This is a genomic window from Gordonia sp. BP-119 (assembly GCF_016924115.1).
Lineage (GTDB): Bacteria > Actinomycetota > Actinomycetes > Mycobacteriales > Mycobacteriaceae > Gordonia > Gordonia hongkongensis.
In genome coordinates this window covers 97,333-124,095 of record NZ_JAFFZF010000009.1, presented here as the reverse complement: position 1 = coordinate 124,095, position 26,763 = coordinate 97,333, and the positions used below count along the sequence as shown (strand labels likewise).

The 26,763-nt window shown below is 66.4% G+C and carries 23 protein-coding genes; 12 read left to right on the top strand and 11 right to left on the bottom strand.

What is annotated here, in order from left to right; genetic code table 11:
• Positions 1-50 precede the first annotated feature (50 nt).
• On the top strand, positions 51-968 hold the full coding sequence (locus JW364_RS08075) for a LysR family transcriptional regulator (protein ID WP_083229332.1): 918 nt from the start codon (positions 51-53) through the stop codon (positions 966-968).
• A 35-nt stretch (positions 969-1,003) separates the two neighbouring features.
• On the opposite strand, the gene dmpG is transcribed toward JW364_RS08075, so the two are convergent.
• The 3 genes from dmpG to JW364_RS08060 all read right to left on the bottom strand — a co-directional run bounded on the left by dmpG (position 1,004) and on the right by JW364_RS08060 (position 3,854).
• Positions 1,004-2,098 carry a 4-hydroxy-2-oxovalerate aldolase gene (dmpG, locus tag JW364_RS08070; protein WP_068970498.1) on the bottom strand — a complete coding sequence of 365 codons (1,095 nt, stop codon included), beginning with the start codon at positions 2,096-2,098 and terminating at the stop codon, positions 1,004-1,006.
• Complete coding sequence (locus JW364_RS08065) at positions 2,095-3,000, bottom strand: acetaldehyde dehydrogenase (acetylating) (RefSeq protein WP_068970497.1); 906 nt, start codon at positions 2,998-3,000, stop codon at positions 2,095-2,097. The genes dmpG and JW364_RS08065 overlap by 4 nt, the downstream gene beginning before the upstream one ends.
• A gap of 65 nt (positions 3,001-3,065) precedes the next feature.
• A complete protein-coding gene (locus JW364_RS08060; RefSeq protein WP_068970496.1) occupies positions 3,066-3,854 on the bottom strand; it encodes a 2-keto-4-pentenoate hydratase in 789 nt (262 codons plus the stop codon).
• 144 nt (positions 3,855-3,998) lie between these two features.
• Here JW364_RS08060 and JW364_RS08055 point away from each other — a divergent pair, with 144 nt between their 5' ends.
• The 7 genes from JW364_RS08055 to JW364_RS08025 all read left to right on the top strand — a co-directional run bounded on the left by JW364_RS08055 (position 3,999) and on the right by JW364_RS08025 (position 14,407).
• A complete protein-coding gene (locus tag JW364_RS08055) occupies positions 3,999-4,814 on the top strand; it encodes an enoyl-CoA hydratase-related protein (protein ID WP_068970495.1) in 816 nt (271 codons plus the stop codon).
• On the top strand, positions 4,811-5,959 hold the full coding sequence (locus JW364_RS08050) for an acyl-CoA dehydrogenase family protein (RefSeq protein ID WP_068970504.1): 1,149 nt from the start codon (positions 4,811-4,813) through the stop codon (positions 5,957-5,959). The genes JW364_RS08055 and JW364_RS08050 overlap by 4 nt, the downstream gene beginning before the upstream one ends.
• Entirely contained in the window at positions 5,956-7,044 is a 1,089-nt protein-coding gene (locus tag JW364_RS08045; RefSeq protein ID WP_068970494.1) for an acyl-CoA dehydrogenase family protein, read from the top strand. The genes JW364_RS08050 and JW364_RS08045 overlap by 4 nt, the downstream gene beginning before the upstream one ends.
• A gap of 222 nt (positions 7,045-7,266) precedes the next feature.
• Complete coding sequence (locus tag JW364_RS08040) at positions 7,267-10,980, top strand: P-loop NTPase fold protein (protein WP_139115458.1); 3,714 nt, start codon at positions 7,267-7,269, stop codon at positions 10,978-10,980.
• 262 nt (positions 10,981-11,242) lie between these two features.
• Positions 11,243-12,982, top strand: a complete 1,740-nt coding sequence (kstD, locus tag JW364_RS08035) for a 3-oxosteroid 1-dehydrogenase (RefSeq protein WP_068970492.1) — start codon at positions 11,243-11,245, stop codon at positions 12,980-12,982.
• Between the two features lie 4 nt (positions 12,983-12,986).
• Positions 12,987-13,850: a MaoC/PaaZ C-terminal domain-containing protein gene (locus JW364_RS08030; protein WP_068970491.1), complete on the top strand. Its 864-nt coding sequence runs from the start codon at positions 12,987-12,989 to the stop codon at positions 13,848-13,850.
• 125 nt (positions 13,851-13,975) lie between these two features.
• Positions 13,976-14,407, top strand: coding sequence for a hypothetical protein (locus tag JW364_RS08025; protein ID WP_058251180.1), 432 nt, complete (start codon positions 13,976-13,978; stop codon positions 14,405-14,407).
• A 52-nt stretch (positions 14,408-14,459) separates the two neighbouring features.
• Here JW364_RS08025 and JW364_RS08020 read toward each other — a convergent pair whose 3' ends face one another.
• A complete protein-coding gene (locus tag JW364_RS08020; RefSeq protein WP_065629132.1) occupies positions 14,460-14,657 on the bottom strand; it encodes a hypothetical protein in 198 nt (65 codons plus the stop codon).
• A gap of 219 nt (positions 14,658-14,876) precedes the next feature.
• Between JW364_RS08020 and JW364_RS08015 the strand changes: the two genes are divergently transcribed.
• Both JW364_RS08015 and JW364_RS08010 read left to right on the top strand, forming a co-directional pair.
• The gene (locus JW364_RS08015; RefSeq protein WP_205333422.1) at positions 14,877-16,535 is read left to right on the top strand and encodes an MFS transporter; all 1,659 of its coding nucleotides are present in this window, start codon (positions 14,877-14,879) and stop codon (positions 16,533-16,535) included.
• 13 nt (positions 16,536-16,548) lie between these two features.
• Positions 16,549-17,844 carry an SLC13 family permease gene (locus tag JW364_RS08010; RefSeq protein WP_205333421.1) on the top strand — a complete coding sequence of 432 codons (1,296 nt, stop codon included), beginning with the start codon at positions 16,549-16,551 and terminating at the stop codon, positions 17,842-17,844.
• 34 nt (positions 17,845-17,878) lie between these two features.
• On the opposite strand, the gene JW364_RS08005 is transcribed toward JW364_RS08010, so the two are convergent.
• Positions 17,879-18,706 (bottom strand): MerR family transcriptional regulator, encoded by an 828-nt coding sequence (locus tag JW364_RS08005; RefSeq protein WP_205333420.1) that lies wholly within the window; start codon positions 18,704-18,706, stop codon positions 17,879-17,881.
• A 124-nt stretch (positions 18,707-18,830) separates the two neighbouring features.
• Here JW364_RS08005 and JW364_RS08000 point away from each other — a divergent pair, with 124 nt between their 5' ends.
• Both JW364_RS08000 and JW364_RS07995 read left to right on the top strand, forming a co-directional pair.
• Positions 18,831-19,175 (top strand): nuclear transport factor 2 family protein, encoded by a 345-nt coding sequence (locus JW364_RS08000; RefSeq protein ID WP_065629130.1) that lies wholly within the window; start codon positions 18,831-18,833, stop codon positions 19,173-19,175.
• A gap of 184 nt (positions 19,176-19,359) precedes the next feature.
• Positions 19,360-20,004, top strand: coding sequence for a LysE family translocator (locus JW364_RS07995; RefSeq protein WP_205333419.1), 645 nt, complete (start codon positions 19,360-19,362; stop codon positions 20,002-20,004).
• Here JW364_RS07995 and JW364_RS07990 read toward each other — a convergent pair whose 3' ends face one another.
• The 6 genes from JW364_RS07990 to JW364_RS07965 all read right to left on the bottom strand — a co-directional run bounded on the left by JW364_RS07990 (position 20,005) and on the right by JW364_RS07965 (position 26,693).
• On the bottom strand, positions 20,005-21,639 hold the full coding sequence (locus JW364_RS07990) for an AMP-binding protein (RefSeq protein ID WP_205333418.1): 1,635 nt from the start codon (positions 21,637-21,639) through the stop codon (positions 20,005-20,007).
• A 64-nt stretch (positions 21,640-21,703) separates the two neighbouring features.
• On the bottom strand, positions 21,704-22,876 hold the full coding sequence (locus JW364_RS07985; RefSeq protein ID WP_205333417.1) for a lipid-transfer protein: 1,173 nt from the start codon (positions 22,874-22,876) through the stop codon (positions 21,704-21,706).
• Entirely contained in the window at positions 22,876-23,331 is a 456-nt protein-coding gene (locus JW364_RS07980; RefSeq protein WP_240198815.1) for a MaoC family dehydratase, read from the bottom strand. Before JW364_RS07980 ends, JW364_RS07985 begins: the two co-directional genes overlap by 1 nt.
• A complete protein-coding gene (locus JW364_RS07975; RefSeq protein ID WP_205333416.1) occupies positions 23,328-24,389 on the bottom strand; it encodes a bifunctional MaoC family dehydratase N-terminal/OB-fold nucleic acid binding domain-containing protein in 1,062 nt (353 codons plus the stop codon). Before JW364_RS07975 ends, JW364_RS07980 begins: the two co-directional genes overlap by 4 nt.
• Positions 24,386-25,549 (bottom strand): acyl-CoA dehydrogenase family protein, encoded by a 1,164-nt coding sequence (locus JW364_RS07970; RefSeq protein WP_068970485.1) that lies wholly within the window; start codon positions 25,547-25,549, stop codon positions 24,386-24,388. The genes JW364_RS07975 and JW364_RS07970 overlap by 4 nt, the downstream gene beginning before the upstream one ends.
• Positions 25,539-26,693, bottom strand: coding sequence for an acyl-CoA dehydrogenase family protein (locus JW364_RS07965; protein WP_165630575.1), 1,155 nt, complete (start codon positions 26,691-26,693; stop codon positions 25,539-25,541). Before JW364_RS07965 ends, JW364_RS07970 begins: the two co-directional genes overlap by 11 nt.
• Positions 26,694-26,763: the final 70 nt, after the last annotated feature.

Below are 26,763 nucleotides of genomic sequence, written 5' to 3'. Positions count from 1 at the left end.
ACAACCGCCGTTTGTACCCGGGGTACCACCGATGCTTGTACCCTCGAGCGATGGTGCTGAGTCCGCGGATGCCCGACCTCGCGTCGCTGGAGACCCTGCAGGCAGTGGTCGGGACGGGCAGCCTCAACGCCGCCGCGACCCAACTCGGCGTCACCCAGCAGGCGGTGTCAGCGCGCATCCGCGCCATGGAGACGCAGCTCGGCGTCGCCCTGCTGACACGCACACCGCGCGGATCGGTGCCCACCCAGTCCGGGCGACTCGTCGCCGAATGGGCCGACCGCCTGCTGACGTTGGCCGGCGAATTCGACGCCGGGCTGGCCGCACTACGCCTCGAACGACGTGACCAGCTACGTCTGGCCGCCAGCCTGACCGTCGCCGAGCACCTCCTCCCCCGCTGGCTCGTCTCGTTCGCCGCTCAGCATCAGCCCGCTCCCAAGGTGTCGTTCACCGCGACCAACTCCGATCACGTGTACGACCTGGTCCGTGCGGGGGACGTCGAACTGGGTTTCGTGGAAGGGTCCCGCATCCAGACCGGTCTGCGCAGCCGGACCGTCGCGCGCGACGAGCTGATCCTCGTCGTACCGCCGGGTCATCCGTGGACGCGGCTGCGGCGGCCGGTCACGGCCGCCGATCTCGCCCGCACTCCATTGGTGACGCGTGAGGAGGGCTCGGGCACCCGAGAGTTTCTCGAGCGCGCCCTGACCAGGACCCTCGGCCCCGGACGAGAGGCCGCGCCACCCGTCCTGGAACTGTCCACGACGGCGTCGGTGCGGGCAGCGGTGATCGCCGGCGCCGGCCCGGCGGTACTCAGTGACCTCTCGGTCGCCGACGACCTCGGCCACCGGCTCACCCACGTCCCGATAACCGACCTCGATCTCGCCCGGCCGCTCCGCGCCGTGTGGCTCTCGGGCCCACAACCGACCGCCGGCGCCGCGCGCGACTTCCTCGCGCACATCGGCCGGAGCTGAGCGGCAACCGGCGACGACCCCAGCCGGATTTCTGCTCAGACCCCCGCGTTCGCGTCCTGCTTCTTCTTGAGCTCGAGCGCGATGTCGATGAGCTGGTCCTCCTGGCCGCCGACCAGTTTGCGGCTACCCGCCTCGAGGAGGATCTCCGCCGCCGAGACGCCGTATCGTTCGGCATGACCCTCGGCGTGCTTGAGGAACGAGCTGTAGCACCCGGCGTAACCCATCATCATCGCGGAGCGGTCGACCAGGCACTCCGACGGCATGGCCGGACGGACGACATCCTGTGCGGCGTCGGCGATCTTCATGAAATCGACGCCCGTGGTGATGCCGAGCTTGTCACACACACCCACGAAGGCCTCGGTGGGCGTGTTGCCGGCCCCTGCCCCAAAACGCCGGATCGAGCCGTCGATCTGCTGTGCGCCCGCGCGGATCGCGTTGACCGAATTGGCGACCGCGATGTCGAGGTTCTCGTGCCCGTGGAAACCGACCTGCGCGTCGTCGCCGAGTTCGGCCACCAGGGCCTGCACCCGAACGGTCACGTCCTCGAGGACCAGCGCACCGGCGGAGTCGACGACGTACACACACTGACACCCCGCATCGGCCATGATGCGGGCCTGTTTGGCGATGACCTCCGGAGGCTGGCTGTGGCTCATCATCAGGAACCCGACGGTCTCCAGGCCGAGATCGCGCGCGAGTCCGAAGTGCTGGATCGAGACATCGGCCTCGGTGCAGTGCGTCGCGATGCGGCAGATCTGACCGCCGTTGTCCTGCGCCGCGCGGATGTCGTCCTTGGTGCCCAGCCCCGGCAGCATCAGGAAGGCGATCTTCGCTCGCTTCGCTGTTTCGGCGGCGGCTTTGATCAGCTGCTGCTCAGGGGTTTTGGAGAAACCGTAGTTGAACGACGAACCGCCCAGACCGTCACCGTGGGTCACCTCGATGACCGGCACCCCGGCCTCGTCGAGTGCGCCGACGATGGCACGCACCTCCTCTTCGGTGAACTGGTGACGTTTGTGGTGGCTGCCGTCCCGGAGCGACGAGTCCGTGATGCGGATGTCGAGGGTGTCGGAGTACTTGCGCGCGTTCGCCATCAGCTTCGGGTCGCGCGGTGTCAGAACCACATTGGTGCTCATGCCGGGACTCCCAACTTCGTTTTTGCGATCTCTTCGCCGACCTTCGTGGCGGCAGCGGTCATGATGTCCAGATTCCCGGCGTACGGCGGGAGGAAGTCCCCCGCACCCTCGACCTCGACGAAGATCGACACCCGGGCGTGTCCGCCGTTGAGGACGCTCGGCGGGTCGAACTGGGGATCCTGCAGCAACCGGTATCCCGGCACATAGGCCTGGATCTCCTTCTCCCGCCGGTGGATCGACTCGGCGATCGCATCGGTGTCCGCATCCTCGGGGATGGCACAGAAGATGGTGTCGCGCATGATCATCGGCGGATCCGCCGGATTCAGGATGATGATCGCCTTGCCGCGCTGCGCGCCGCCGATCGTCTCGACACCCGCCGAGGTCGTCGCGGTGAACTCGTCGATGTTCGCGCGGGTGCCCGGCCCGGCCGACACCGAGGCCACCGACGCGACGATCTCGGCATATGGCACCGGCACAATCGAACTCACGGCATGCACCATCGGGATGGTCGCCTGCCCGCCGCACGTGATCATGTTGGTGTTCGGCGCGTCGAGATGCTCGCGGAGATTGGCCGGCGGCACTACCGCGGGGCCAACCGCGGCCGGGGTGAGGTCGACGGCGATGATGCCCGCCTCCTCGTACTTCGGTGCGTACTCGCGGTGCACATAGGCCGAGGTCGCCTCGAAGATCAGATCCGGACGTTCCGCCGACGCCAGCAGCTCGTCGGCACCACCACTCATCGTGATGAGGCCATGATCGGCCGCGCGCTTCATGCCCTCGGAGGCGGCATCGATGCCGACCATCCAGCGCGGCTCGATCACCTCGGAGCGCTCCAGCTTGTACATCAGGTCGGTGCCGATGTTGCCCGACCCGATGATCGCTGCGGTCAGCTTGGCTGCCACGGGTTCCTCCTCTTGCTCGGTGTGAAAGTTGTTCAGGACTCGGTGAAATCGAGGGACACTTCGTGTCAGGTGAAGTCGAGGGTGACGCTGCCCAGACCGGCGAAGTCGGCCACGAAATGGTCACCCGATGCGATGTCGATGGCCCGCGTCGCGGTGCCCGGCAGGATCACGTCGCCCTTGCGCAGGCGCACGCCGAAGCCCTCGACCTTGCGCGCGAGCCAACTCACGGCATTCAGCGGATGACCCAGTACCGCAGACGAGTTGCCCTTCGCCACGATCTCGCCGTTGCGCGTCAGCGTCGCCTCGATGTCGCCGGTGTCGATCTCGGAGATCGGTACGCGTTGCTGTCCGAGAATCCAGCCACACGACGACGCGTTGTCGGCGATCGTGTCGCACAGGGTGATCTTCCAGTCCTTGATCCGCGAGTCGATCAGCTCGATCGAGGGCACCACCCACGCGACCGCGTCGATCACGTCCTCATTGGTGCAGCCCTCGCCCGGCAGGTCCTCGCCCAGGATGAAACCGACCTCGACCTCGACGCGCGGGAAGCAGAGTTTCTTGGCATCGATCGGAGTGTGCTCGAAGTACTGCATGTCGTCGAGCAGATGACCGTAATCCGGTTCGTCGACGCCCATCATCTTCTGCATGGCCTCGGAGGCCAGGCCGACCTTGTGTCCCGCGACCTTCGCGCCGGCGTCGAGCCGCTTACGGATGTTGATCAACTGGATCTCGTACGCGTCGACCACGTCGAGTTCGGGGTGGGCGTCGGTGGGGCGGTCGATGGCGGTCGCCGTCGCCTCCGCCCGCGCCAGATCGGCTGCGATCTGCCCGCGAATCCCCTGCTCAACCGTCATCGTGCCCTCACCTTCCGCATGTGAACGTGTTCTAGTTTAGAACACGTTGCAGTCTCCGGGCAGTCCTCGGTCCGATCGTCGTGCATTTGGAGGCGTGGCCGAGATCGGTGATGACGTGAGCACCGGGCGACTACGGTTCTCGTCATGAGTTCCGAGTCCCCGAATCCCGTCTCGCCGGACACCGACGACACCGGCGAGGCCGTCCTGACCTCCTTCGACGACGGCGTGGGAAGGCTGACGCTCAACAACCCACGACGCAAGAACGCCATCACCCTCGAGATGGCCGCGGCGATCGAGGAGTTCTGCGACCGGGTCACTGCGGACGGCAACATCGGCGCGGTCGTCGTCGATGCGGCCGGTTCGTACTTCTGCAGCGGAGCGGACACGCGGATCCTCGCCGGCGCCTCGGCCGACCCCGCGGCGCCCGAGTCGGTGGCACAGCTGTCCGCGGTGTACCGCGCGTTCGTGCGGGTCGGCTCGCTGCCGGTGCCGACGGTGGGAGTGGTCATCGGCGGGGCCGTCGGGGCGGGCCTCAACCTCGCACTCGCCGTCGATCTGCTCATCACCACACCAGACTCCGTTCTCGACAGCGGATTCCTCGCTCGCGGCATCCACCCCGGGGGTGGGCACCTCACCCTGCTGAACCGCGCTGTGGGCCGGGCGAACACCATCGCCCTCGCGGTATGCGGACAGTCGCTGTCCGGCGCGGAGGCCGTCGAGCGCGGCCTGGCATACGCAGCGGCGCCGGTGTCGGAGATCCCCCCGATGGTCGACGGCCTCACCGGGCCCGCCGCACGCGACCCCGAGCTGACACGCCGCGTGATGGCGAGCGTCCGACTCGAGCTCGGACCGCCCGCGGTGACGTGGGACTCGGCGATCGAGATCGAACGCGGAACCCAGATGTGGTCGATGGCACGCAAGGGGCAGAACTGGTCGTCCCGCGGTCCCGGCCGGTCATGAGCCAGGAAGCCGTGGACGTTTCCGACGACGTCCTGCGCGCCCTGCGGTCCGAGGTGCGTGAGTTCCTTCGGACCGAACTCGACGAGGGTGCTTTCCGTCCCGACGTCGACAGCTGGATGACGGGTTTCGACCCCGCCTTCAGCCGACGCCTCGGCGAGCATGGCTGGCTGGGGATGACCATGCCCGTCGAATACGGCGGCCAGGGGCGCACGGCCGTCGAGCGTTTCGTGGTCACCGAAGAACTCCTGGCGCACGGTGCACCGGTCGCCGCACACTGGATCGCCGACCGCCAGATGGCCCCCGGCGTCCTCGCCAACGGGACGCAGGTACAGAAGCAGCGCTACATTCCGCAGATCTCAGCGGGCACGATGTTCTTCGCGATCGGGATGAGTGAGCCCGATGCCGGCTCCGACCTGGCGGCGGTCCGCACCCGAGCCACCGACAACGGGGACTCGTGGACGATCAGCGGCACCAAGGTCTGGACGACCGGCGCGCACATAGCGCACGCAATGGTGCTGCTCGCCCGCACCGATGGCACACCCGACGACCGACAGCAGGGACTCTCGCAGTTGGTCGTCGACCTCCCCCACCCGGACATCGAGATCCGTCCACTCGCGAGCATCGACGGCGAGGCGCACTTCAACGAGGTGATCTTCCACGATGCCGTCGTCGACTCCTCGGCCCTGCTCGGTGTGCGCGGCGAAGGTTGGCGACAGGTGATGAGCGAGTTGGCCTTCGAGCGTTCGGGACCCGAACGCTATCTCAGTACACTGCCGCTGCTGCGTGCCTGGACCGACGTGCTCCGCCAGCACGGTGCGACGCCGCACCAGCGAAAAATCCTGGGCGAACTGACTGCACAGGCCTGGGGATTGCGTCAGATGTCGTTGCAGGTGGCGCGTGACCTGGCGGCCGGCGGCAAACCCGACGTGCTCGCGGCGATGGTCAAGGACCTGGGTTCGACCTTCGAAGGCGATCTGGTGTCCGCGATCCGAGATGTCTCGGGCATGAGGCCACGTCGGACCGGCGGCACCGCCTTCGAGCGCGTGCTGACTCAATCCGTCCTGCAAACACCGGCTTTCACTCTGCGTGGGGGTACCAATGAGATCTTGCGCGGCATCGTCGCGCGCGGACTGGGGATGCGATGACCGATCTGGCAGCAGAACTCGCCGCCGCGACGGCCGCCATGGTCGCACGGTTTCCCGTCGACCTGCGGACCCCGGCCACCGAACCCGACCCCACATTGTGGAAGGCACTCGTCGACGCCGGGTTCACCGCTCTCGACGTCCCGGAGGCGGCCGGCGGTCAGGGCGCCGACCTCGCCGACGCTCTCGCCGTCCTCGACACGCTCACCGAGGCCGGCGCGGTCACCCCGTATGTCGAACACGCATTGCTGGCGGCGTGGGTCGCGGGACGCGTCGATCACTCGCTCGACGGGCTGAGTGCGACCGTCGCGGTCGTCGACGAGGCGGCCGTCCGAGGTGACGGAGAGCGAATTCGACTCAGCGGCATCGCGATCGGAGTCCCGTACGCCGCTTCGGCCGACGTCATCGTGATCCTGGCCTCGACCACCGACGATGCGGTGATCGCGGTGGTCGACGGCCGCGGACCGGGGGCACGCATCGAGCCCGGCACTGACCTGATGGGGTCGGACTGCAGCGACATCGTCTTCGACGACGCCGAGGTCACGTTCTCCGCCCCGTCGCCGGTCACGGTCGACGATCTCCGCACGCGTGGGGCGCTCGTCTACGCGGTCGCCTTGGCAGCCGCAGCGCGGGCAGTCCGCGAACGCACGGTCCGGTATGCCGCCGAGCGGGTCCAGTTCGGCCGGCCGTTGACGAAGTTCCAGGCCATCCAACAGAGGCTCGCGCACATGGCCGCGCAGAGCACGATGATGGAGACCGCCGCCCGAGCGGCGACCGACGCGGCGTCGGAAGACATCGTTACGGCCCGCGACGCGATCGCCGCCGCGAAGATCGTCACGTCGCGGTCCGCGCACGAGGTCGCGGCCGCCGCCCATCAGATCCACGGCGCCATCGGGTTCACCGCCGAGCACGCGCTGGGGCGCTTCACCACCGCGTTGTGGACGTGGCGCGACCGGTACGGGACCGAGCACGAATGGTCGGAGGAGTTGGCGGCGCGCATCCTCGACGACGGCCTCGACCCCTGGCACATCATCACCGGCGCGTCGACTGATGACGTCGCCCCTTCTGCAGGACCCGCCGGCAGCTGAGCCCCAACTTCCTTTCGGGCGCCGAGCCGGCCGAGCCCTTCACCTGTCAGTTAAGAACCCTGTCGGGACTGTTATGGGGTAGTCAAACGGGCATTCCACGAGTTGCACGGATCGACTGGTTTCTGGCCTCGTGACAGCCAGCGACGTGCGCCCACCAGAGCACACCCGCTGAGCAAATTCCCAATGACTCCGGTTGTCAGTCGCTCCGTCCATACTTAGACGATGTTGAACCGACACCGCACGCAACATTCCGCGGAAGAAGCAGGAGTCTCCGCGGATTCACCGCCTGGCTCCTCGATCGAGTTGAGATCGCTAGCCCCTGAGTATCTCGAAACACAGCACGCGACCTACGTGCGCCATCTCGAGTCCGCGATTGTAGATCCGAGAAATAGAAACATCGCACTGACGGGCCGGTACGGTTCCGGGAAGTCAAGTATCCTCGATCGCTTCGTCGAGCAGCAGCATAAGGCGAACAAGAAGACGTTGCGCGTGAGCATCAACACCCTCGGCCCAGATGACGACGACGACCTCACGAACCGGATTCAGAAGGAACTAGTAAAACAACTAGTTTACCGCGCACAGCCCGGTCAGATTCGTCGGTCTCGTTTCGCACGCCGGCGGACTCTGACTTGGAAGAACACTCTCGCAGAAGCTGTTTGCGCTAGTGCTGTACTCGTTGGCCTGCTTTGGCTGTTTGGAGTTCGACCAGTTCAAAATGCACTGGGTCCCGATAGCTCTGTTCTGTCATTTCTCGCCTTTTTCATCTTGGTTACTCTTACCGCGTGGGCGGGCCGCTGGATTGTCGGTAACCGTCTAGTCTCCCAGTTCTCGACGGGCGGTACCTCGATCTCGTTCGAAGAGCGCACAGACTCTTTCTTCGATGAATATCTAGATGAAATCATGGCATTCTTCGAGGCTACCAGGCCGGACCTTGTGCTGTTTGAGGACTTGGATCGTTTTGATGATCCTCGTATATTTGACTCGTTGCGTGAACTTAATACCCTGATCAATGCGTCCGCCCACTGGGCAGACCGTATGCACCCACTCCAGTTTATCTATGCAATAAAAGATAGCCTTTTCGAGAAGCTCGGTGAAGATCTAGGCGACGCCAAACCGCCTGTAGCCGAGAACCCATCAACGAATGGACAAAACTCGCTCGCAGACTCACCCGTCGCGACTAAAGTCGATACAGCAAAAGAAGCAGTAGAGCGCGCCAATAGAACCAAATTTTTCGAAGTGGTAGTCCCAGTAGTTCCATTCCTATCGCACAATAACGCGCGAGATCTGTTGCAGATAGAAATCGATGCCAGACAACTCCCTAGAGATTCGCAGATTTCTCGTGGATTGCTTGACCTCGTCGCGCGGCATACCACCGACATGCGCCTAATGAAAAACATTTGTAACGAATTCGTGGTGTTCGCCCAGCGTCTTCTGTGGATTGACTCGCCAGCTCCAGGTTTGACCCAAGACACTCTGTTTAGCCTTGTGGTGTACAAGAACTTTCACTTGGCGGATTTTGAGCGATTAGCACATCGCGAGAGTGCTTTGGACTCGCTTGATAACGAGCGAGATTTACTGGTTGCACATGCCGTTAAGCAACTTCAAGAAGAAAAGCAGGAACTACTGAGCGGTGAACGCCTCCGTCGAGATCAAGCGCAGATAGCTGCGCTACTCGGTAAACGACTCCTCCTGCTATACCAAGATACAGGTAGTTCAATCGCTTCCTTGGCAGTCGGCAATGAAACCCTAAACGCAGACGTAATCCATCAAGCATCATTCTGGTCCAAAGTGGCCAAGAACCGCCAACTCAGCGTCACGTTACGTCACAAGTCTGGCCATGCGGACAATCCAACATTTGGACAGGAAGATCTGAACCAGCTATTTTCAGAGGCACTGGACGTCCGCCTCTGGCAAGGTCCCGATAGCGAGGAGACGTCGGCTAAGGTGGCTGAACTCAATAGTGAAATTGCTGCGATTCGTGGTGCAGACTACGCATCCCTCGCGACAGAGAACCGTTTCACTCTGGGCGGGAGAACCTTCAATGCGGCTGTCAACGAAGTTCTTGAGTCGGAGCTTGCCCGTGACCTGGTGCGTGGCGGTTTTGTTAATCGATACTACGCGGAATACTCGGCTGCTTTTTATGGTGCGTTTATTGGTGTTGACGTCGCGAACTTTTTCCGCAACAGTGTATGGCCAAACAAAATGAAACCGGATTTTCAATTTTCAGCGCGTAGCGCAATTGAAAACGTAATTGAGCAAGCGCCCGCGGATTTTACCCGCTCCCGCAGCTGTCTTAACATTCAAATCGTGGACTACATGCTACGGGAATCGACCAGCAAGGCGCAGGAAGTGGTGCGCTTTCTAGTTTCCGATTTTGGCCCGGATGCGCAAGATTTCTTGAAAGCTTTTCTACGAGAAGAAGCGACCTGTAAGTCAGAGCTGGTCAAACTTTTATCTGACCTACCCTGGCGGGAGTTGTTCGATCGCCTGGCTTTAGATGAATATGTCCTCGATGAGGGAACCAGGACTTCTTTGCTAGATGCGGCTCTGTTAAGCGCAAGGGCTGACCATTCCTACGACCTCAGCGAACAGACTCGCGCGCTAATAGTCGAACGACACACGAAGTTTGAGGCGCTGACCATAGAGCAGAAAGCGGACACGGCTCGGACTATTTTCGAACTTGTTAGTAGAGCGGGACTTCTCGCCCCTTCGCTGCGCCCATTGTCCGCTTCAATGCGCCCACTATTTGCTGAGCGCGGTGCGTACGAACTCACAGCAGACAACCTACGTATAGCCATTGGTCTCCCTGACGAGGAGCCAATCGCCTTGGAACAAGTTCGCAATCATGCGCCCACTTGGGAACGGTGCAAGAACGACTTCGGCGCATACTTGGACACTGTTGGTCAAGACAGCTCAACTATCTACGCAGTACAGACACCGTCTGTACTGATTGAAGTCGTCTCCGAAGAGTGCGAGTCCTGGTCCAGCGATCAAATCAAGGGGTTGCTCGAGCGGAGTGCTCCCGCAGCAAGTTTGAGCGACATCACTCAAGTTCCGCAGGAGGTGTGGCCAGTATTCGTTACGACACGCCGCGTAGTACCCAGTGCAGTCAATCTTCATGCCTATGCAACTGTCCACGGTGTGGACGAGAGTTTATCCAACCTGCTCATGGTTGAGTCTGGGGTCCAAGTTGAGATAGCTGCAGTGGAAGACGCGGAACCGACTACCGTCAGAGAATTGATGGTGAGCATTCTCAACGCGTCCTCCGTTCTTGGGTCGCGTGACCGCGTCAATCTCGCGCTCCAGCTCTCCACTGGGGCCGTTGAGGTCAGCGAACTCGAACCATCCGGCGATGACCTGCTGGCTGACTTACTTGAATCCGAGCTCGTACCCGACACGGCGGAGAGCTTCAAGCACTTCGTATCTGCAGGATGGAACGCAGTATCTAGGGCGTTCGCGACCTCTGCAGCGGCGCCAGATTTCATCTCACCTGAGCTTGTTGGCGGCCACGTAGCAACCCTGCTGAGGGACCCGCACGTCCCCAGGAAGATCAAGGCTCAAGTAGTAGGAGAGCTGTCAGCATACCCAGACTCAAGCGATGTGCAGACGCTCCGCGAGGCCGCGTCCTTCGCATATACCAACAAGGTGCCGTTACCGCTCTCGCAGCTCGAGTTGATCGCTCCTCACGTAACCGACCCAGAACACTTGATGTGGCAGATAGCGACCACGGCCGATGGTCTCGATGGGACGGCCATTGTTGGCCTCCTCCGAGTGATGGGAGGCGACTACTCTGGCTTCGGCGGTCCGCCTGGACACCAGTTTGACGTGCCGGTTACTGAGTCGACCAAAGAGGTTCTGAATCAGATCCGAGGTGCTGGTCTCGTTGAACTTCCTCGTGGTGGTGCCCGGAACCGCAGACGAGTCACGCTGGCGTAAACACGACTTCTTCTCCTCCGCCAATTGTGTGGTCGTACGTAGGCGAGACCACGCCCCGGGCCACTTTGAGGTGTGTTCAATCGACCTCTCTCGCAAGAGGGAAACCTACAAGCAGTGGGATCCGCGCCGCCCCGACCAGCAACTCGTCCCTGCGCCACATGGACAGATCTGCACCTGCGGCCCCTACCCCTGGCGCCCCATTTCTGAAACGTGTTCTAATTCAGGTAGAACACGTTCCAGCTGCGCGCACGAAGGGGACCCCATGGCCGGCTCGACCGAACCAGAACAGACCAGTACCCAACCCGAGACCCCTGGACCCGAGACCTTCGACGTCGTCGTCGTCGGGGCCGGAGCTGCGGGCCTGAGCGCGGCGATCACCGCAGCTCAGAAGGGCTTGTCGACGGTCCTGATCGAGAAATCGCCGTACTGGGGCGGCTCGACGTCGCGCTCGGGGGGCGGGGTCTGGATCCCGAACAACTCGGTCCTCCGCCGCGACGGCGTGACCGACACCCCGGACAAGGCCCGCGAGTACGTCCACGCGATCATCGGCGAACACGCGCCCGCCGACCGCATCGACGCCTACATCGACCGCGGACCCGAGGCGCTGGACTTCCTGATGGCGCACGCCCCCCTCGACCTCGAGTGGGTCAAGAACTACTCCGACTACTACCCGGAGGCGCCCGGCGGCCGGCTCGCCGGACGGTCGATCGAGCCGCGCCCGTTCGACGCGCGCCGCCTCGGTGACGACCTGAAGACGCTGCACCCGCAGTACACCAAGGCGCCGCTGAACATGGTCGTGCTGCAGTCGGACTACCGCTGGCTCAACACCGGCCTGCGGCACTGGCGCGGCCCGCTGCGAATGGCGAAGGTCGGCAGCCGGTTCTTCTGGGCACGCAGCCGCGGCAAGAAGCTGATCGCCATGGGTGCCGCCCTCGCGGCCGAGCTCCTCCTCGGTGTCCGCGAGGCAGGCGTCCCGATCCGGTTGAACACCGGCCTGGCCGACCTCATCACCGAAGACGGTCGCGTCGTCGGCGTGATCGCCGAATCCGACGGCAAGCGCGTCGAGATCCGGGCCCGCCACGGCGTGATCCTCGCCTGCGGCGGATTCGAACACAACGACGAGATGCGCAAGAAGTATCAGCGCGACCCGATCGGCTCCGAGTGGACCACCGGCGCCCCCAGCAACACCGGCGACGGCATCAACGCCGGCCTCAAGATCGGCGCCGCGGTGTCGCTCATGGACGACGCCTGGTGGGGTCCGACGATCCCGCTGCCGCGCGGTCCGTGGTTCGCGCTGTCGGAGCGGGCGGTACCGGGCACCTTCATGGTGAACACGCGCGGGCAGCGCTACATGAACGAGTCGCTGCCGTATGTCGAAGCGGTACACCAGATGTACGGCGGCGAGTTCGGCCAGGGCGAGGGCCCCGGCGAGAACGTGCCGTCGTGGCTCATCTTCGACCAGCGGTGCCGAAACCGCTACCTCTTCGCCGGGATCAACGCGCGACAGCCGTTGCCCAAGAAGTGGTTCGAGTCGGGCGTCGTCGTGAAGGCCGACAGCATCAGCGAACTCGCCGACAAGATCGGCGTCCCGGCCGACGCGCTCACCGCGACCACCGAGCGGTTCAACGGCTTTGCCCGCAAGGGTGTCGACGAAGACTTCGGCCGTGGCACAAGCGGTTACGACCACTACTACGGCGACATCACCAACAAGCCCAACCCGAGCCTCGGCGAGGTCAGCAAGGGTCCGTTCTACGCGGTCAAGATGGTCCCGGGCGATCTCGGCACCAAGGGCGGGATCAACGCCGACGCCTCGGGTCGGGCACTGCGGGCCGACGGCTCCGTCATCGAGGGTCTCTACGCGGCGGGCAACACCAGCGCGCCGGTCATGGGGCACACGTACGCCGGCCCGGGCGCGACGATCGGTCCGGCCATGGTCTTCGGATACCTGGCCGCCACCGACATCGCCGCCAAGGCCGCCACCCCGACATCGACAGGAGCCTGACCCGATGCCCATCGACCTCTCCGTCGCCCTCGGTACCGAACTGCCCGAGGTGAGCTTCGAATGGTCGGCGTCCGACGCCGCCCTCTACAACCTTGCGGTGGGTGCCGCAGCGGACCCGATGGACACCACCGGGCTCGAGTACATCCACGACGCGACGCCGAAGGTGCTGCCCACCTTCGCCACCGTGGCCGCCGGGTTCCACACCACCGAACCCCCGAAGGTCTCGTTCCCCGGCATCGACATCGACCTCGCCAAGGTCGTCCACGGCAGCCAGCAGGTGACCGCCTACCGGCCGCTGCCGGCCGCCGGCAAGGCGACCACCCGCACCCGGATCGCCGAGATCCAGGACAAGGGGTCGGCCGCAGTGATCGTGCAGGAGTCGGTGACCACCGACGACGGCGGGCAGACCCTCTGGACGTCCCGCTCGTCGATCTTCGCGAAGGGCGAGGGCGGCTTCGGCGGCGAACGCGGTTCGTCGGCCAAGGTCGACTATCCCGACCGTGCGCCGGATCATCGCCTCACCGTTGCGACGCTCCCCCAGCAGGCATTGCTCTACCGCTTGTGCGGAGACCGCAACCCGCTGCACTCCGACCCCGAATTCGCCTCCCGCGCGGGCTTTCCCCGGCCCATCCTGCACGGCCTGTGCACGTACGGCACGGTCTGCCGCGTGATCGTCGACGCGGTCCTCGACGGCGACGTGACCGCGGTCGCCGACTACTCGGCGTCGTTCGCGGGCGTGGTGTTCCCGGGCGAGACCCTCGCGGTCGAGGTCTGGGAGGACGGCTCCCGGTTGCTGGCCACCGCGACCGTCGTCGAACGCGACGGCGCGAAGGCCCTCGGCAATGTGGTCTGCGAACGTCGCCAGTAGTACCGACGCCGCGGCGGCTCGGGCGCAGCAGCCCCGAGCCGCTGTCTGGTGGGGCCAGTACGCTACACACGCGGACCGCGAGGCGGCCCGCAGGTTCCACGTCGCATATCCCCGAGGAGACGCCCATGAGCGATTCGCTGACGCCCCTACTCGCCGACAACCGCAGTGCACTGGTGACCGACCTCGTCGGTGTCATCGACGCCGAGGTGGCCGACCAGTCGGGTCTGAGCGGCGCCGCTGTGAAGACCGCCTACTCCGCGGTGCAGAAGGTGAAGCCCGGTGTTGTGCGCAGCGCCACCGATCAGATGGCCGAGGACTTCCTGAAGGCGCTGGCGCCGTTCTGGGACTCCAAGCCTGCCGGTGTCGCCTTCGGCGATCACCTCTCGGCCAACGGAGATGCCGCGGCCGAGGCCCTGCTGTCGGTGACCGACCAGCAGGCCGAGACCGCCAAGCCCGCACTCGCGAAGGCGTACAACTCGCTGCGCGGCAAGGGGAAGAAGTACGTGATCGCGGCACTGCCGCGTCTGGGTGCCGCCATCGAGCGGCACGCCGCCTAGCAGTCGGCGCGCGCGTCGTCGGCGGTCGCACCGACCTCCCCAGAGGGTCGGGTCAGACCGCTGACGACGCGATGGCCACGAGTGCCACGACGACGCCGATGAGTGCGGCGAGCATCGACAGCACACGCCACACATGGACGCGGGCGGGCGAGATCTCGGTCCCGTTCGGGGCGACGTCGGGCGATGCGGCCGCGGTCGCGGCAGCGGGAGTAGCAGCGGCGGGGGTTCGTGCGATTCGGGGTGAGGCCATGACCTGTCACCACTTTCGGTTGTCCGGGGCCAACGGGGACCGGCGCGGTCTCGCGTTCGCCCGGTATCGATACTGCAGTGATAAATGTGTCACAAGTTACTCGAGTAGCGTCGGCGCCCACATAGCGTGTCGCGATAACGAAACCGCAACACCGCGGTGGCGGCGAACGTGCCGACCGAACCGGTTCCGCATGCCGACCCCGAAAGCGCAGGACGCCGAATGAGATTACCGTCCGCCATCCGCCTCGACGCCCGGTCCGCCTGGCTTGTCCTCGTCGCCTGCCTGTCGGTCAGCATGGTCGTGGCCGCCATGGCCGCCCTCAACACGGCCCTGCCCGACATCGCGATCGACACCGGCGCCGACGCCGGTCAGATGACCTGGATCGTCGACGGTTACACCCTGGCGCTCGCGGCGCTCCTGCTCCCGGCGGGCGCGATCGGCGATCGGCTGGGGCGCCGTGAGGTACTGATCGCCGGCCTTCTCCTCTTCGGCATCGCCTCGCTGGTGGCGATCTGGGTGGACGGCCCGACCCAGCTGATCCTGGCCCGGTGCTTCGCCGGCGCCGCTGCGGCGCTGATCATGCCCACCACGTTGTCCCTCATCACGTCCGGGATGCCGGAAGGTCAACGCGCGGTCGGGATCAGCATCTGGTCGGCGATCGCCGGCGGCGGCGCCATCGCCGGCTTCCTGGTCACCGGGCTTCTCCTGGAGTTCTTCTCCTGGCACTCGATCTTCATCACCTTCGCCGCGGCGTCAGCCGTCGCGGCCGCGCTGTGCCTGACGATCGGCACCTCCAAGGACAGCGACCCCGGTCGCTTCGACATCCCGGGGACCGTCTGTTCGGTCCTGGCCATCACCGGCGTCGTCCTCGGTCTGCTCGAGGCACCTCATCGGGGCTGGGCGGATCCCGTTGTCCTGATCTGCATCGTGGGCGGCGTCCTGCTCGCGGGCGGGTTCGTCGCCGTGGAACTGCGTTCGACGTCGCCGCTGTTCGACGTCCGGTTGCTCGGCAACCGCGCCTTCGGGTCCGGGGCGCTGTCGGTCGCGGTCCAGTTCCTCGCCTCGTTCGGCATGTTCTACCTGCTGCTGCAGTTGCTGCAGCTGGTCTTCGATTACACCCCGCTGCAGTCGGCGGTCGCGCTGATGCCGTTCGTGGCCGGCGTCGGCCTCACCACGCTCATCGCGAACTGGCTTGCCGTACGACTGGATTCGCTCAAGTTCGTCATCGCCGCCGGCGCCCTGCTGTCCGGCGTCGGGCTGATCCTCCTCGGATCGTTCCGGTACGAGACGTATTGGACGCTCGCCGGCGTGGTCGCATTGATAGCGGTCGGGATCGGTCTGGCGTCGGCGCCCGCCACGACGGCCATCATGTCCAACACCCCGCTCGACAACCAGGGCGTCGGCTCGGCCGTGAACGACACCGCCCGGGAGATCGGCGCGGCGATCGGTATCGCGATCGCGGGCAGCATCGTCGCCGCGGGATACCAGTCGCGCATCGGCGAGACCGCACAACTGGCCCGCGATCAACTGACCGCCGCCGGTGAGCAGCGCATCGCCGCCGGCGACACCGCCGGCGGCCAGGCCATGGTCGCCCAGGCCGACCAGGCCGGGACGCTGATCGAGCGATCCCTCGCCGAGGCGACGGTCGTCGTGGACCGGTTGTCCGGTCAGGCCGCATCGCTCGCGGAGAAGATCGCCGACGGCAGTCAAGAGGCGTTCTACGTGCCGTTCGAGTACGCCTGCCTCGTCCTGGGCGGGATCATGCTCGTCAGTTCGGTCGCGCTGCTGTGGCTCACGCCGCGACGCATCGTCGAGGTGCCGCCGACCATCGAGTCCGACCCCGACCAGGACCGCGACGACACCTACGCCCGCGACTGAGTAGCCTGTCCCGGTGGTACTCACCGCGGACAGCATCGCCGGCACCCTGGTCGGAGTCGCCGCCCTGCTCGTGGTGATCGTCGCGACCGTTGTCGCCCAGCGTGTTCCGGCCGTTGTGGTGGCCGCACCGGTCGCCGCGCTGCTCCTCGCGCTCGGCCTGGCCGACGTCGAGCAGGCCGCCGACGATATCGCCACGATGGCGCCGACCATCGGCTTCCTGGCCGCGATGCTGGTGATCGCCGACGCCTGTGCCCGCGCCGGGGTCTTCACCTGGATCGGCGCCCTCCTGGCCCGGTGGAGTCGGGCCTCGCCACATCGGTTGTTGCGCATCGTCTTCCTGGCCGCGGCGACGACGACCGCGGTCCTCAGTATCGACACTACGATCGTCCTGCTGACGCCTGTCGCCGTCGCCACCGCACGGCGGATCGGCGCGCCGGTGACCCCGGTCGCGTTCGCGAACGCACACCTGGCCAACACCGCGTCGACCCTCATGCCGGTGTCGAACCTGACCAACCTCCTGGCGTTCACCGCGACCGGGCTGACCTTCCTCGGCTTCACCGGCGTCATGCTGGCACCCTGGATCGCCGCGATCGTCGTCGAATACCTCATCTTCCGGATGTACTTCGCCGACTCGCTCGCGCGCGCTGCCCCGGCAGCCGATTCGATCGCCGGCGATCCGGCTCCGGTGGATGCTCCGCCCCGCCCCACCCTCATGCTGGTGATGCTCGGCTTGCTGCTGCTCTCCTTCGTCGTGACCGAACCGCTGGGCGTCCCGTTGGCCGCGGTGGCCGGCGTGGGCGCGGTCGCCTTCACGGTGCCGCGGTTGCTCGACGCACCGCTGCCCACTGTGCAGGAGACGCTGCAGGCCCTGAACATCCCGTTCCTCGGATTCGTCGCCGTGCTCGGTGTCGTCATCCTCCCGGTGCGAACCGGCCCGATCGGCGACTGGATCGGCAACCTCATCCCGGATGACTCATCACTCCTCGCGCTGTTCGCGGTCGCCGCGCTGGCCGCGGTCCTCGCCAACCTGGTGAACAACCTGCCCGCCACCCTGCTGCTCATCCCGCTCGTCGCCCACGAACCCGGCCTGGTCCTGGCGATGCTCCTCGGCGTCAACCTCGGACCCAACCTCGCCTACTTCGGGTCGCTGGCCAACCTGCTGTGGCGCGACATCATGCACCGCGACGGCTCCGGCGGGGGCACGGGCGCCCCGACCTCGCGCGAGTACCTACGCCTCGGCGCACTCACCGTTCCTGCCACGCTCGTCGTCGCGGTGTTCGCACTGTGGGGCGTGCTGCGGCTGACCTGACGCGCCGCCTGCGGCCCCCGGTGTCGGGCTGATGTCATTCCGACGGTGTGCTCGTGCCGAGGATCGGCCAGCAGATCTCGGTGGTGGTGAACGCGGTCGGATCGGCGATCGTGCCGCCGAGGTAGTGCTCGCGGATCGGGCCCTGACGGCTGATCAGGTGCTCGTTCGCGAATGTGCCCAGGGCCCCGTAGCTGCGGTCGATGCCGTCGTGACCGCCGGAGTGGGCGAGCACCGCGTACTCGGCCGCCGGCAGAACCTCGGCACGGACACCTTCCGGAGGGGTGGCGGATGGCGGTGCGGGGACGAACATGGTTGCCTCGCCGCGTGTTTCGAGAAACAGGGCGCGGTCGTAGAGACCCCCGGGCACGACCGACACCGGCGCGCCGGCCGCCGTGGCGACCGCGTCCCGCAGCGTGCTCAGCGTCACCGCGAACCAGTCGTCGATCTCCGCGGTGTCGATGGTGCCGCCGACGGACCACACGGCAAGCGCGGGTTCGTGACGCACCGCGATCGACGCGGGGGTGCGTACCGGCGAGAGTAATTCGCGCAGGGCGCCGACGCTGTCCCGAGTCTGCTGGAGCTGCGCCTCCATCTGCTCGAGATGAGTCGTGATGATCTCGGTGCGAGTCGCGGCGTCGACGGCACTCAGCAGCGCCTTGATGTCGGGAATGGACATGCCCAGAGAGCGGAACCGGCGGATGATGTGCGCGTGGTCGACCTGGCCGGTGTCGTAGAAGCGATAGCCCGTGTCGGAGTCAACCTGGACCGGTTCGAGAATGCCGATGTCGTGGTAGTGCCGTAACGCCTTCCGGCTCAGGCCGGTCATCACCGCGAAGTCACCGATCGAGACCCGTGCCCCCATGTGCGTGCTCTTCGGTGATCCGGTGTGCCAGGTGAGAACATCGTGCAACCTTCCCCCGGGGCAAGGTCAACACTGCAGCATGCTGGGTTGACCCTCCCCTTGGGGGAAGCCCCACGGTGGGGTCATGAACACAGAATGGGATGCACTCCCCGACACGATCAGGACTTTCATGACCGCGCTCGACGCGCGGGACGACGACCAGGCGCTCGCCATGTTCACCGCCGATGCGGTGGTGACCGACGAGGGCCACGACCACGCGGGACGCGACGAGATCAGCGCCTGGCTGGCCGCCTCGGTCAGCGGCAGTGAGTACACCTACACGTCCGAGTTCACCGGCGCGACCGCGACCGGCGACACCGTCGACGTCGGACAACATCTGCAGGGCGACTTCCCCGGAGGCGTTGCCGATCTGCACTACCGATTCGTTCTCGACGGCGCCCTGATCAGCCGGCTGGTGATCGAGCCGTGACCCGACGATGGTTCATCACCGGGGGGACACCGGGCGGCTTCGGGGTGGCATTCGCCGCGGCGGCGTCCAGAAACGAATTCCCCGTTCCAGGCGTAGTCATCCGGGCGCCCCGCGGGCCCTCGACAGTCCGCGGGCCACCGCCCCCGGCGCGCTCGCCCGCGCCCCGGTTCCTACCATGACCTTCATGCTCGCCGCGCTCTTGTCCTTCATCGTCACCGCGACGCTGATCGTGCTGCTGCCGGGTCCGGACACCCTGGTGGTCCTGCGCGGAGTGGTCCGCGGTGGACGCGGCGAAGCCTTCCGGACCGCCGCCGGCATCGTGTGCGGACTGATGGTCTGGGTCACCGCCGCGGTCCTGGGCCTGTCGGCATTGCTGCAGGCCAGCGAGACCGGTTACGAGATCCTCAAGATCGTCGGGGCCGGCTACCTCGTGTGGATGGGTATCAGCTCGGTCCGCGCGCTGCTGCGCGCCGCACCTGATCTCGCGGCATCGCAGGACGCGGTCGAGCCGCCCGCGGGCCAGAGGGCGGGAGTGCTGTTCTCCGGTTTCACCGCCGGCCTGCTCACCAACATCCTCAACCCGAAGATCGGCATCCTGTTCATCAGTCTCTTGCCAGGCTTCGTGCCGGACGGCTACTCGACGGGATGGACGACCCTAGGGTTGGGGGCCATCTACATCGCGCTGACCGCCGCGTACTTCACCGTGCTGGTGGGCGCCGCGGGCCGTATCGCCGGATGGCTGCAGAGCGCACGAATCCGCCGTCGCGTCGAAGCGATCGGCGGAGTCGCGTTGATCGGGCTCGGAGTGCGCCTGGCACTCGAGGGCTGATCAGACCGGGGCGGCCTCGTTCGCTGCGGCCGCGGCCTTGGCCCAGCGGTAGTCGGCCTTGCCGGCCGGGGTCCGCTTGACCTCGTCGACGAAGACGACCGTGCGGGGCACCTTGTAGCGGGCGAGGGTCTCCCGGCAGTGGTCCTGGATCTCCTCCAACGAGGGCTCGTCGACCCCGTCGGCGACGTTGACCACCGCCGCGACCCGCTGGCCGTACTTCTCGTCGGGAACCGGGACGACGAGTGCGTCGGCGATCGCCGGATGCGCGTGCAGCACCGCCTCGACCTCCTCGGCGTAGACCTTCTCGCCGCCGGTGTTGATGCACTGCGAACCACGTCCGAGGAACACGATCGAACCGTCGGCCTCCACGGTGCCCATGTCGCCCAGGATCGAGATCCGGGTGCCGTCGGCCAGCGTCGGAAAGGTCTTCGCCGTCTTCTCCTCGTCCTTGTAGTAGCCGAGCGGGACGTTGCCGATGCGCGCGATGTAACCGACCTCGCCCGAGCCGGGCTCGATCTTGTTGTGCCGTTCGTCGACGACCATCATCCGGTCCGTCGGCGGGACCTTCAGATTCCCGTTCTCGTCCATCATGATCTCGCCGTCGTTACCCGACTCCGAGGCGCCGAAGTTGTCGCGCAGCACCAGATCCGGTTTCACCGCGAGCATCCGGTCCCGCACGTGCTGAGACCAGATCGCGCCGCCGGAGGTGATCGAGAACATCGACGACAGATCGACGGAGTCCTTCCGCTTCTCGAGCTCCTCGACGAGCGGCATGCCCATGGCGTCGCCGACGATGAGGACGATGTTGACCTTCTCCTTCTCGATCTCGGTCACGATCGCCTCGGGGTCGAAGTCGCGCTGGATGACCAGCCGGCCACCGAGGGTGAAGAACGTGAACAACGAGTACGACGCCGCGCCGTGCATGAGCGGCGCCGCGAGCAGGAACGCGATGGGCGGAAAATCCTTGACCGCCGTGCCGATCTCCGCGAGATCCTTGCGGGCCTCGCCGTACGGGTTGCCCCCCGACAGCGGCTTGCGGAAGAAGTCGTCGTGCTGCCACATGACGCCCTTCGGGTACCCGGTGGTGCCGCCGGTGTAGAGCAGGTAGAGCTCTTCGCCGTTGCGCGGCTCGAAGTCCCGGCCGTCGGGCTTGGACTCCGCGTCGGCGAACGACACGATCTCCACGACGCGCCCGTCGGGCAGGTCGGCGACCGCCGCACGGAGTTCCTCGACGATGTCCCCGAGGACGAACACCGTTCGCACGGTGGGGGTCTCGGCGAGCAGCGCGGCGACGCTGCGCTGGTGCTCCGGCAGTTCGACGATGATCGCGCGGGAGTCGGAGTTGTCGAAGATGTACTGCAGTTCGGCGTTGGTGTAGCGGTAGTTCACGTTGACCGGGACCGCGCGCACCTTCAGCAGCCCCAGCAGACTCGTCACGTGGCCGATGCTGTTCTTCAGGAACAGCGCGACGTTGTCGAACGCACCGATCCCCGCGCCGGCGAACAGATGTGCCACCTGGTTGGAGAGGGTGTCGAGTTCGGCGTAGCTGATCTGGCGGCCCTGGTAGCTGAGCGCGATCCGCTCGGGCACCGAGTCGGCGACGGTCTCGAAGACATCGGCGAGGTTGAACTTCATCGTGCGCGCTCCTTGGTTCTACGGAGTGAATTGGTGGAGAAAAAGTGCATCGGATAGTCAGCTGTCATGCGGTCAGCACCAATCCGCTTGTGGGAACGCCGGTCCCGGCGGTCACGACGACCTTCTCGGCCGCCTCGACCTGGTTGACCGAGGTCCCGCGGATCTGCCGGACCCCTTCGGCGATCCCGTTCATGCCGTGGATGTAGGCCTCGCCCAGCTGGCCGCCGTGCGTGTTCAGCGGCAACCGGCCACCCACCTCGAGGGCACCCGGTTCCCGGACGAAGTCCTTGGCCTCGCCCCGACCGCAGAATCCCAGCTCCTCGAGCTGCAGGAGTGTGTACGGGGTGAAGTGGTCGTAGAGGATCGCCATGTCCATGTCGTCGGGGTTCAGACCCGACTGCGACCACAGCTGCCGGCCGACGAGCCCCATCTCCGGCAGACCGGCGAGCTCGTCCCGGTAATAGCTGGTCATGATGTACTGGTCGGCAGCACTGCCGGCCGCGGCGGCCGCGATCACGGCGGGCTTGTGCGGCAGGTCTTTCGCGCGTTCCGGGGACACGATCACCAGCGCGACACCGCCGTCGGATTCCTGGCAGCAGTCGAGGAGGTGCAACGGCTCGGCGATGTACCGCGAGTTCTGGTGGTCTTCCAGGGTGATCGGCTTGTCGTAGAAGAACGCGTCCGGGTTCACCGCCGCGTGTTTGCGGTCGACGACGGCGATCCGCCCGAAATCCTCACTGGTGGCGCCGAAGTCGTGCATGTAGCGCTGCGCGATCATCGCGACGAACGCGGCCGGTGTCGACAACCCGTGCGGGTAGGTGAAGGCGTTCTCGGTGCCCGAGGAGTTCTCTTGGTTCGCCACCGCCGAATTGACCTGCCCGAAGCGCAGTCCCGACCGTTCGTTGAACGCGCGATATGCCACCACGACGTCGGCGACACCCGTGGCCACCGCCATCGCGGCCTGCTGCACCGTGGCACACGCCGCACCACCGCCGTAGTGAATGCGCGAGAAGTAGGTCAGGTCCCCGATCCCCACGGCCCGGGCGACGGAGATCTCGCTGTTGGTGTCCATCGTGAACGTGACGAGACCGTCGACGTCGGCGGGTGTGAGACCGGCGTCGGCGATCGCCGCCGACACCGACTCCGCGGCGAGTCGTAGTTCGCTGCGTCCGGAATCCTTGGAGAACTCGGTGGCGCCGATGCCGGCGATGACCGCCTGACCGGACAGTGATCCCATCAGAGTCCCTCCCCTCGACCCGCGGGCGAACCGACCGTGTCGGGTTCGGTCGCACCGATCGTCAGCGTGACGGTCGAGATGACGTGCTTGCCCAGCGAATTCGTCCCGGTCACGGCGACGGTGATGACCCCGGCGTCGACCGCGGTGACCTCGCCGGTGAAGGCGACCGTGTCGTAGGCGTACCAGGGCACACCGAGTTTCAGCGCGATGGAGCGGATTCGGGCGGTCGGGCCAGCCCAATCGGTCACGAACCGCTCGACCAGCCCGGTGTCGGTGAGGATGTTGACGAAGATGTCCTTGGACCCCTTCGCCTGCGCGAGATCGCGATCATGATGCACGTCCTGGAAGTCGCGTGTGGCGAGCGCGGTCGCCACGACGAACGTCGGGGTCGCCTCGATCGTCAACGCCGGCAGCGTCGTTCCGACGGCAGCGGGGTCGGTGGCAACGCTCGTCATGCGGGATCCCCTTCGGTAGGCACGGCCGGCTCCCACGCGTGCAGGGTCCAGGCCGGGGTCCCGGCCTCGTCATCGGCCGGAAAATCCAGATAGGTGGCGCGCACCGGCATGCCGATGGCCACCTCCTCGGGTTCGACGCCCCGGAGCTCACCGAGCATACGGATTCCCTCGTCGAGTTCGACGAGGGCCACGACGAACGGCAACCGCCGCCCGGGCACCTTCGGCGCTCGATGCACGACATAGCTGTAGACGGTGCCGGTACCGGCCGCGACCACGTAATCCGTTGGCGGGACGGTTCCGTCGGCCTCGCGCGGCTTCCAGGTCGCCGGGACCGGCGGATGCCGCAGTGCACCGTCGCCGTCGCGCTGGATGCGCAACTCGTGGGCGGCGACGCCCTCCCAGAAGAAGGCGGTGTCCCTCGACGCGCTCGGCTTGAGCAAGCGAGCCGGGTCGAGATCGTCGGGCACCCCGGCGTCGGAAACCGGCTCGGCGGCAGCGCGTGCGGCGGGGCGGAACTTCAGGATGCGGAACCGCATCTCGGCGACGACCTCACGCGCCCCGTCGTCTCCGCCGACCGACCAGACGTTGCGGGTGGTGAAGAACCAGCCCTCGCCGAGCGCGGTGTTCTTCGGCCCGACGACCTCGACGAGTTCGGCCGACAGCGCGACCTCCTCGCCCGGGCGGGTGTAGCGGTGATAGACGGTGTCGCAGTTGGTCGCCACCACCGAGGTGAAGCCGGCCTCGTCGAAGAGTTCGCTCGCGCGACCCAGCGGATCGTCCGCGGTCCGCACCCCGTGAAGGCCGCGCATCGTCCACACCTGCGCCATCGCGGGCGGCGCGACGATGCCGGGATGGCCGGCGTCCCGGGCCGCCGCGTCGTCGGTGTAGACGGGGTTCGTGTCGCCCATCGCCTCGACCCAGTTGTTGATCATGGGCTGATTGATCGGGTCCCGCCCGGCGACCGGTACGCTCGGTCCGGCGTCGATGATCTCCTGCGCGGCGGCTCGGATCGCCTCGTCTCCGGCGACGCCGTCGCGGGCGAGCTCGGGCGCGCTCACCGCTTGGCCCGCGGGAGTCCGAGGCCGGCGGTCGCGATCATGTCGCGCATGACCTCGTTGACGCCACCGCCGAACGTGATGACGACGTGACGCTTCTCCTGGACGTCGAGCCAGTTCACCAGCGCCGCGGTCTCCGGATCGGCGAAATCGCCGTAGCGCCCGATGATCTCGTCGACCATCCGGCAGACGGTCTGGATGCGTTCGGTCGAGAACACCTTGGTGGCCGCCGCGTCGGCCATCGAGATGGCCTCACCTGTCGCGGCCACCTGCCAGTTGAGCAACTCGTTGATGCGGCCGTAGGCGTCGATGGTCGCGAGCGCGCGACGGACGTCGGGATGCTTGGCGATGACCGTCCCGTCGGGGCCCGGCCGCTGCGCCCAGGCACGCACCCGGGCCGCGAGTCCGTCGATACGACCGGCGGGGCCGAGCATGACGCGCTCGTGATTGAGCTGGGTGGTGATCAGCTTCCACCCGCCCCCCTCCTCGCCGACCCGCATCGACACCGGAACCCGAACATCCTGGTAGTAGGTGGCATTCACGTGGTGCGCGCCGTCGGCGGTGATGATCGGCGTCCACGTGAAACCGGGGTCGGAGGTGTCGACGATGAGGATCGAGATGCCCTTGTGCTTGGGAGCATCCCGATCGGTGCGGACGGCGAGCCAGATGTAGTCGGCGTCGTGACCGCCGGTCGTGAAGATCTTCTGGCCGTTGACCACATAGTGGTCGCCGTCGCGGACGGCGGTGGTGGTCAACGACGCCAGGTCGGTGCCGGCCTCGGGTTCGGTGTACCCGATGGCGAAGTGCACATCACCGGCCAGGATCGCGGGCAGGAACTTCTGCCTCTGCTCCTCGGTGCCGTGGACCTGCAGCGTCGGCCCGACGGTCTGCAACGTCACCGCCGGCAGCGGGACGTCGGCGCGCACGGCTTCGTTGGTGAAGATCTGCTGTTCGATCTCACCGAAACCCTTGCCGCCGAACTCCGTCGGCCAGCCGACGCCCAGCCAGCCGTCGTCACCCATCCGCTTGATGACCTTGCGGTAGGTCGGGCCGTGGCGTTCGGTCAGCATCACCGCTGCCTCGTCGGCAGTGACGAGGTCGGCGAAGTACTCGCGCAGTTCCGCGCGCAGCGCGCGCTGTTCGGGGGTGAGATCAATGAACATCGGGCACCTCTGCGATACGGGTGTCGTCGGCGGGGACGTCGGTGATGTCGGCGAGCTCGTCGAGCCGCACGTGCGCTCCGCCCACCAGACGCGCGAGGTCTTTGGTGAGCGAGAAGTAGCGGTGAAGCGGATAGGTGATGTCGACGCCGATGCCGCCGTGCAGGTGGGTCATCGTCCGCGTGGTCGGTGGGACCTCCTCGGCCAGCCAGTAGGCGGCGATCGCGAGATCGGTTGCGGCGTCCAGACCTTCGGACAACCGCCAGGCCGCCGAGGTGGTCGCGAGTTCCATCGACCGGCCGACGACGTAGATGTCGGCGAGCTGCTGGCCCACCGCCTGGAACAAGGCGATCGGCTTGCCGAACTGCTCGCGCGTGGAGACGTGGTCGGCGGTCAGTCGGGTGGCGCCGGCGACCAGGCCGTCGGCGTAGGCGCACAGCGCCAGGCGGTAGCGATCACGGAGGATCGCGAGGTCGCGGACCACGATGTCGGCGTCGTCGACGGGTACGTCGTCGAAGGCCACCGTGTACTCGCCCCAGCCGCTCGAGGTCGGCGTGCGCGTGATGGTGACCCCGTCGGCGGCGGGCGAGACGGCGACGACACCGGCATCGGCGGCCACCAGGAACAGCGAGGCACCGTCGGCGTGCAGGACGCCGACCTTCGTGCCGGTGAGCCGCCCGTCACGGACCGAGGTCCGCGGATGCGCCGTCAGGGCGTCGCCGTGTTCGCCGATCGCCACCGACACCCAACTGCCGCCGGTGAGCGAACCCCCGAACCGCGCCCACACCGATCCCTCGCCGTCGTGGGCGGCGGCCCTGGCGAACACGAGCGCCGCGGTCAGCGATCCGAGCGCCGGCGTCACCGCCGCGGCCCGGCCCATCCGGCGGAACAACGGGAGCAGACCCGACTCGTCGACCTCGTCACCGTCGAGCGAGGCCGGAAGGGGCAGGGCGAGCAGTCCGGCGTCGACGAGCGCCTGCCAGCCATCGGCCTCGAACCCGCCGCGGGTCGCCTCCTGCTCGGCCGCTGCCGTCCCACCGGAATGACGCCCACCGAACGTCGACTCCCAGTCGGGCTGTCGTCGCGCGAACACGTCCTCGGCGACGTCGCGAACCGCGATCGCCGTGCCGTCCAGGGCAAAGTCCACCCTGTGCCTCCCTCACCATGAACCCGTCAAGAACTAGAACCTGTTCTAGTTGTATCAGAGTCCGCGCGCA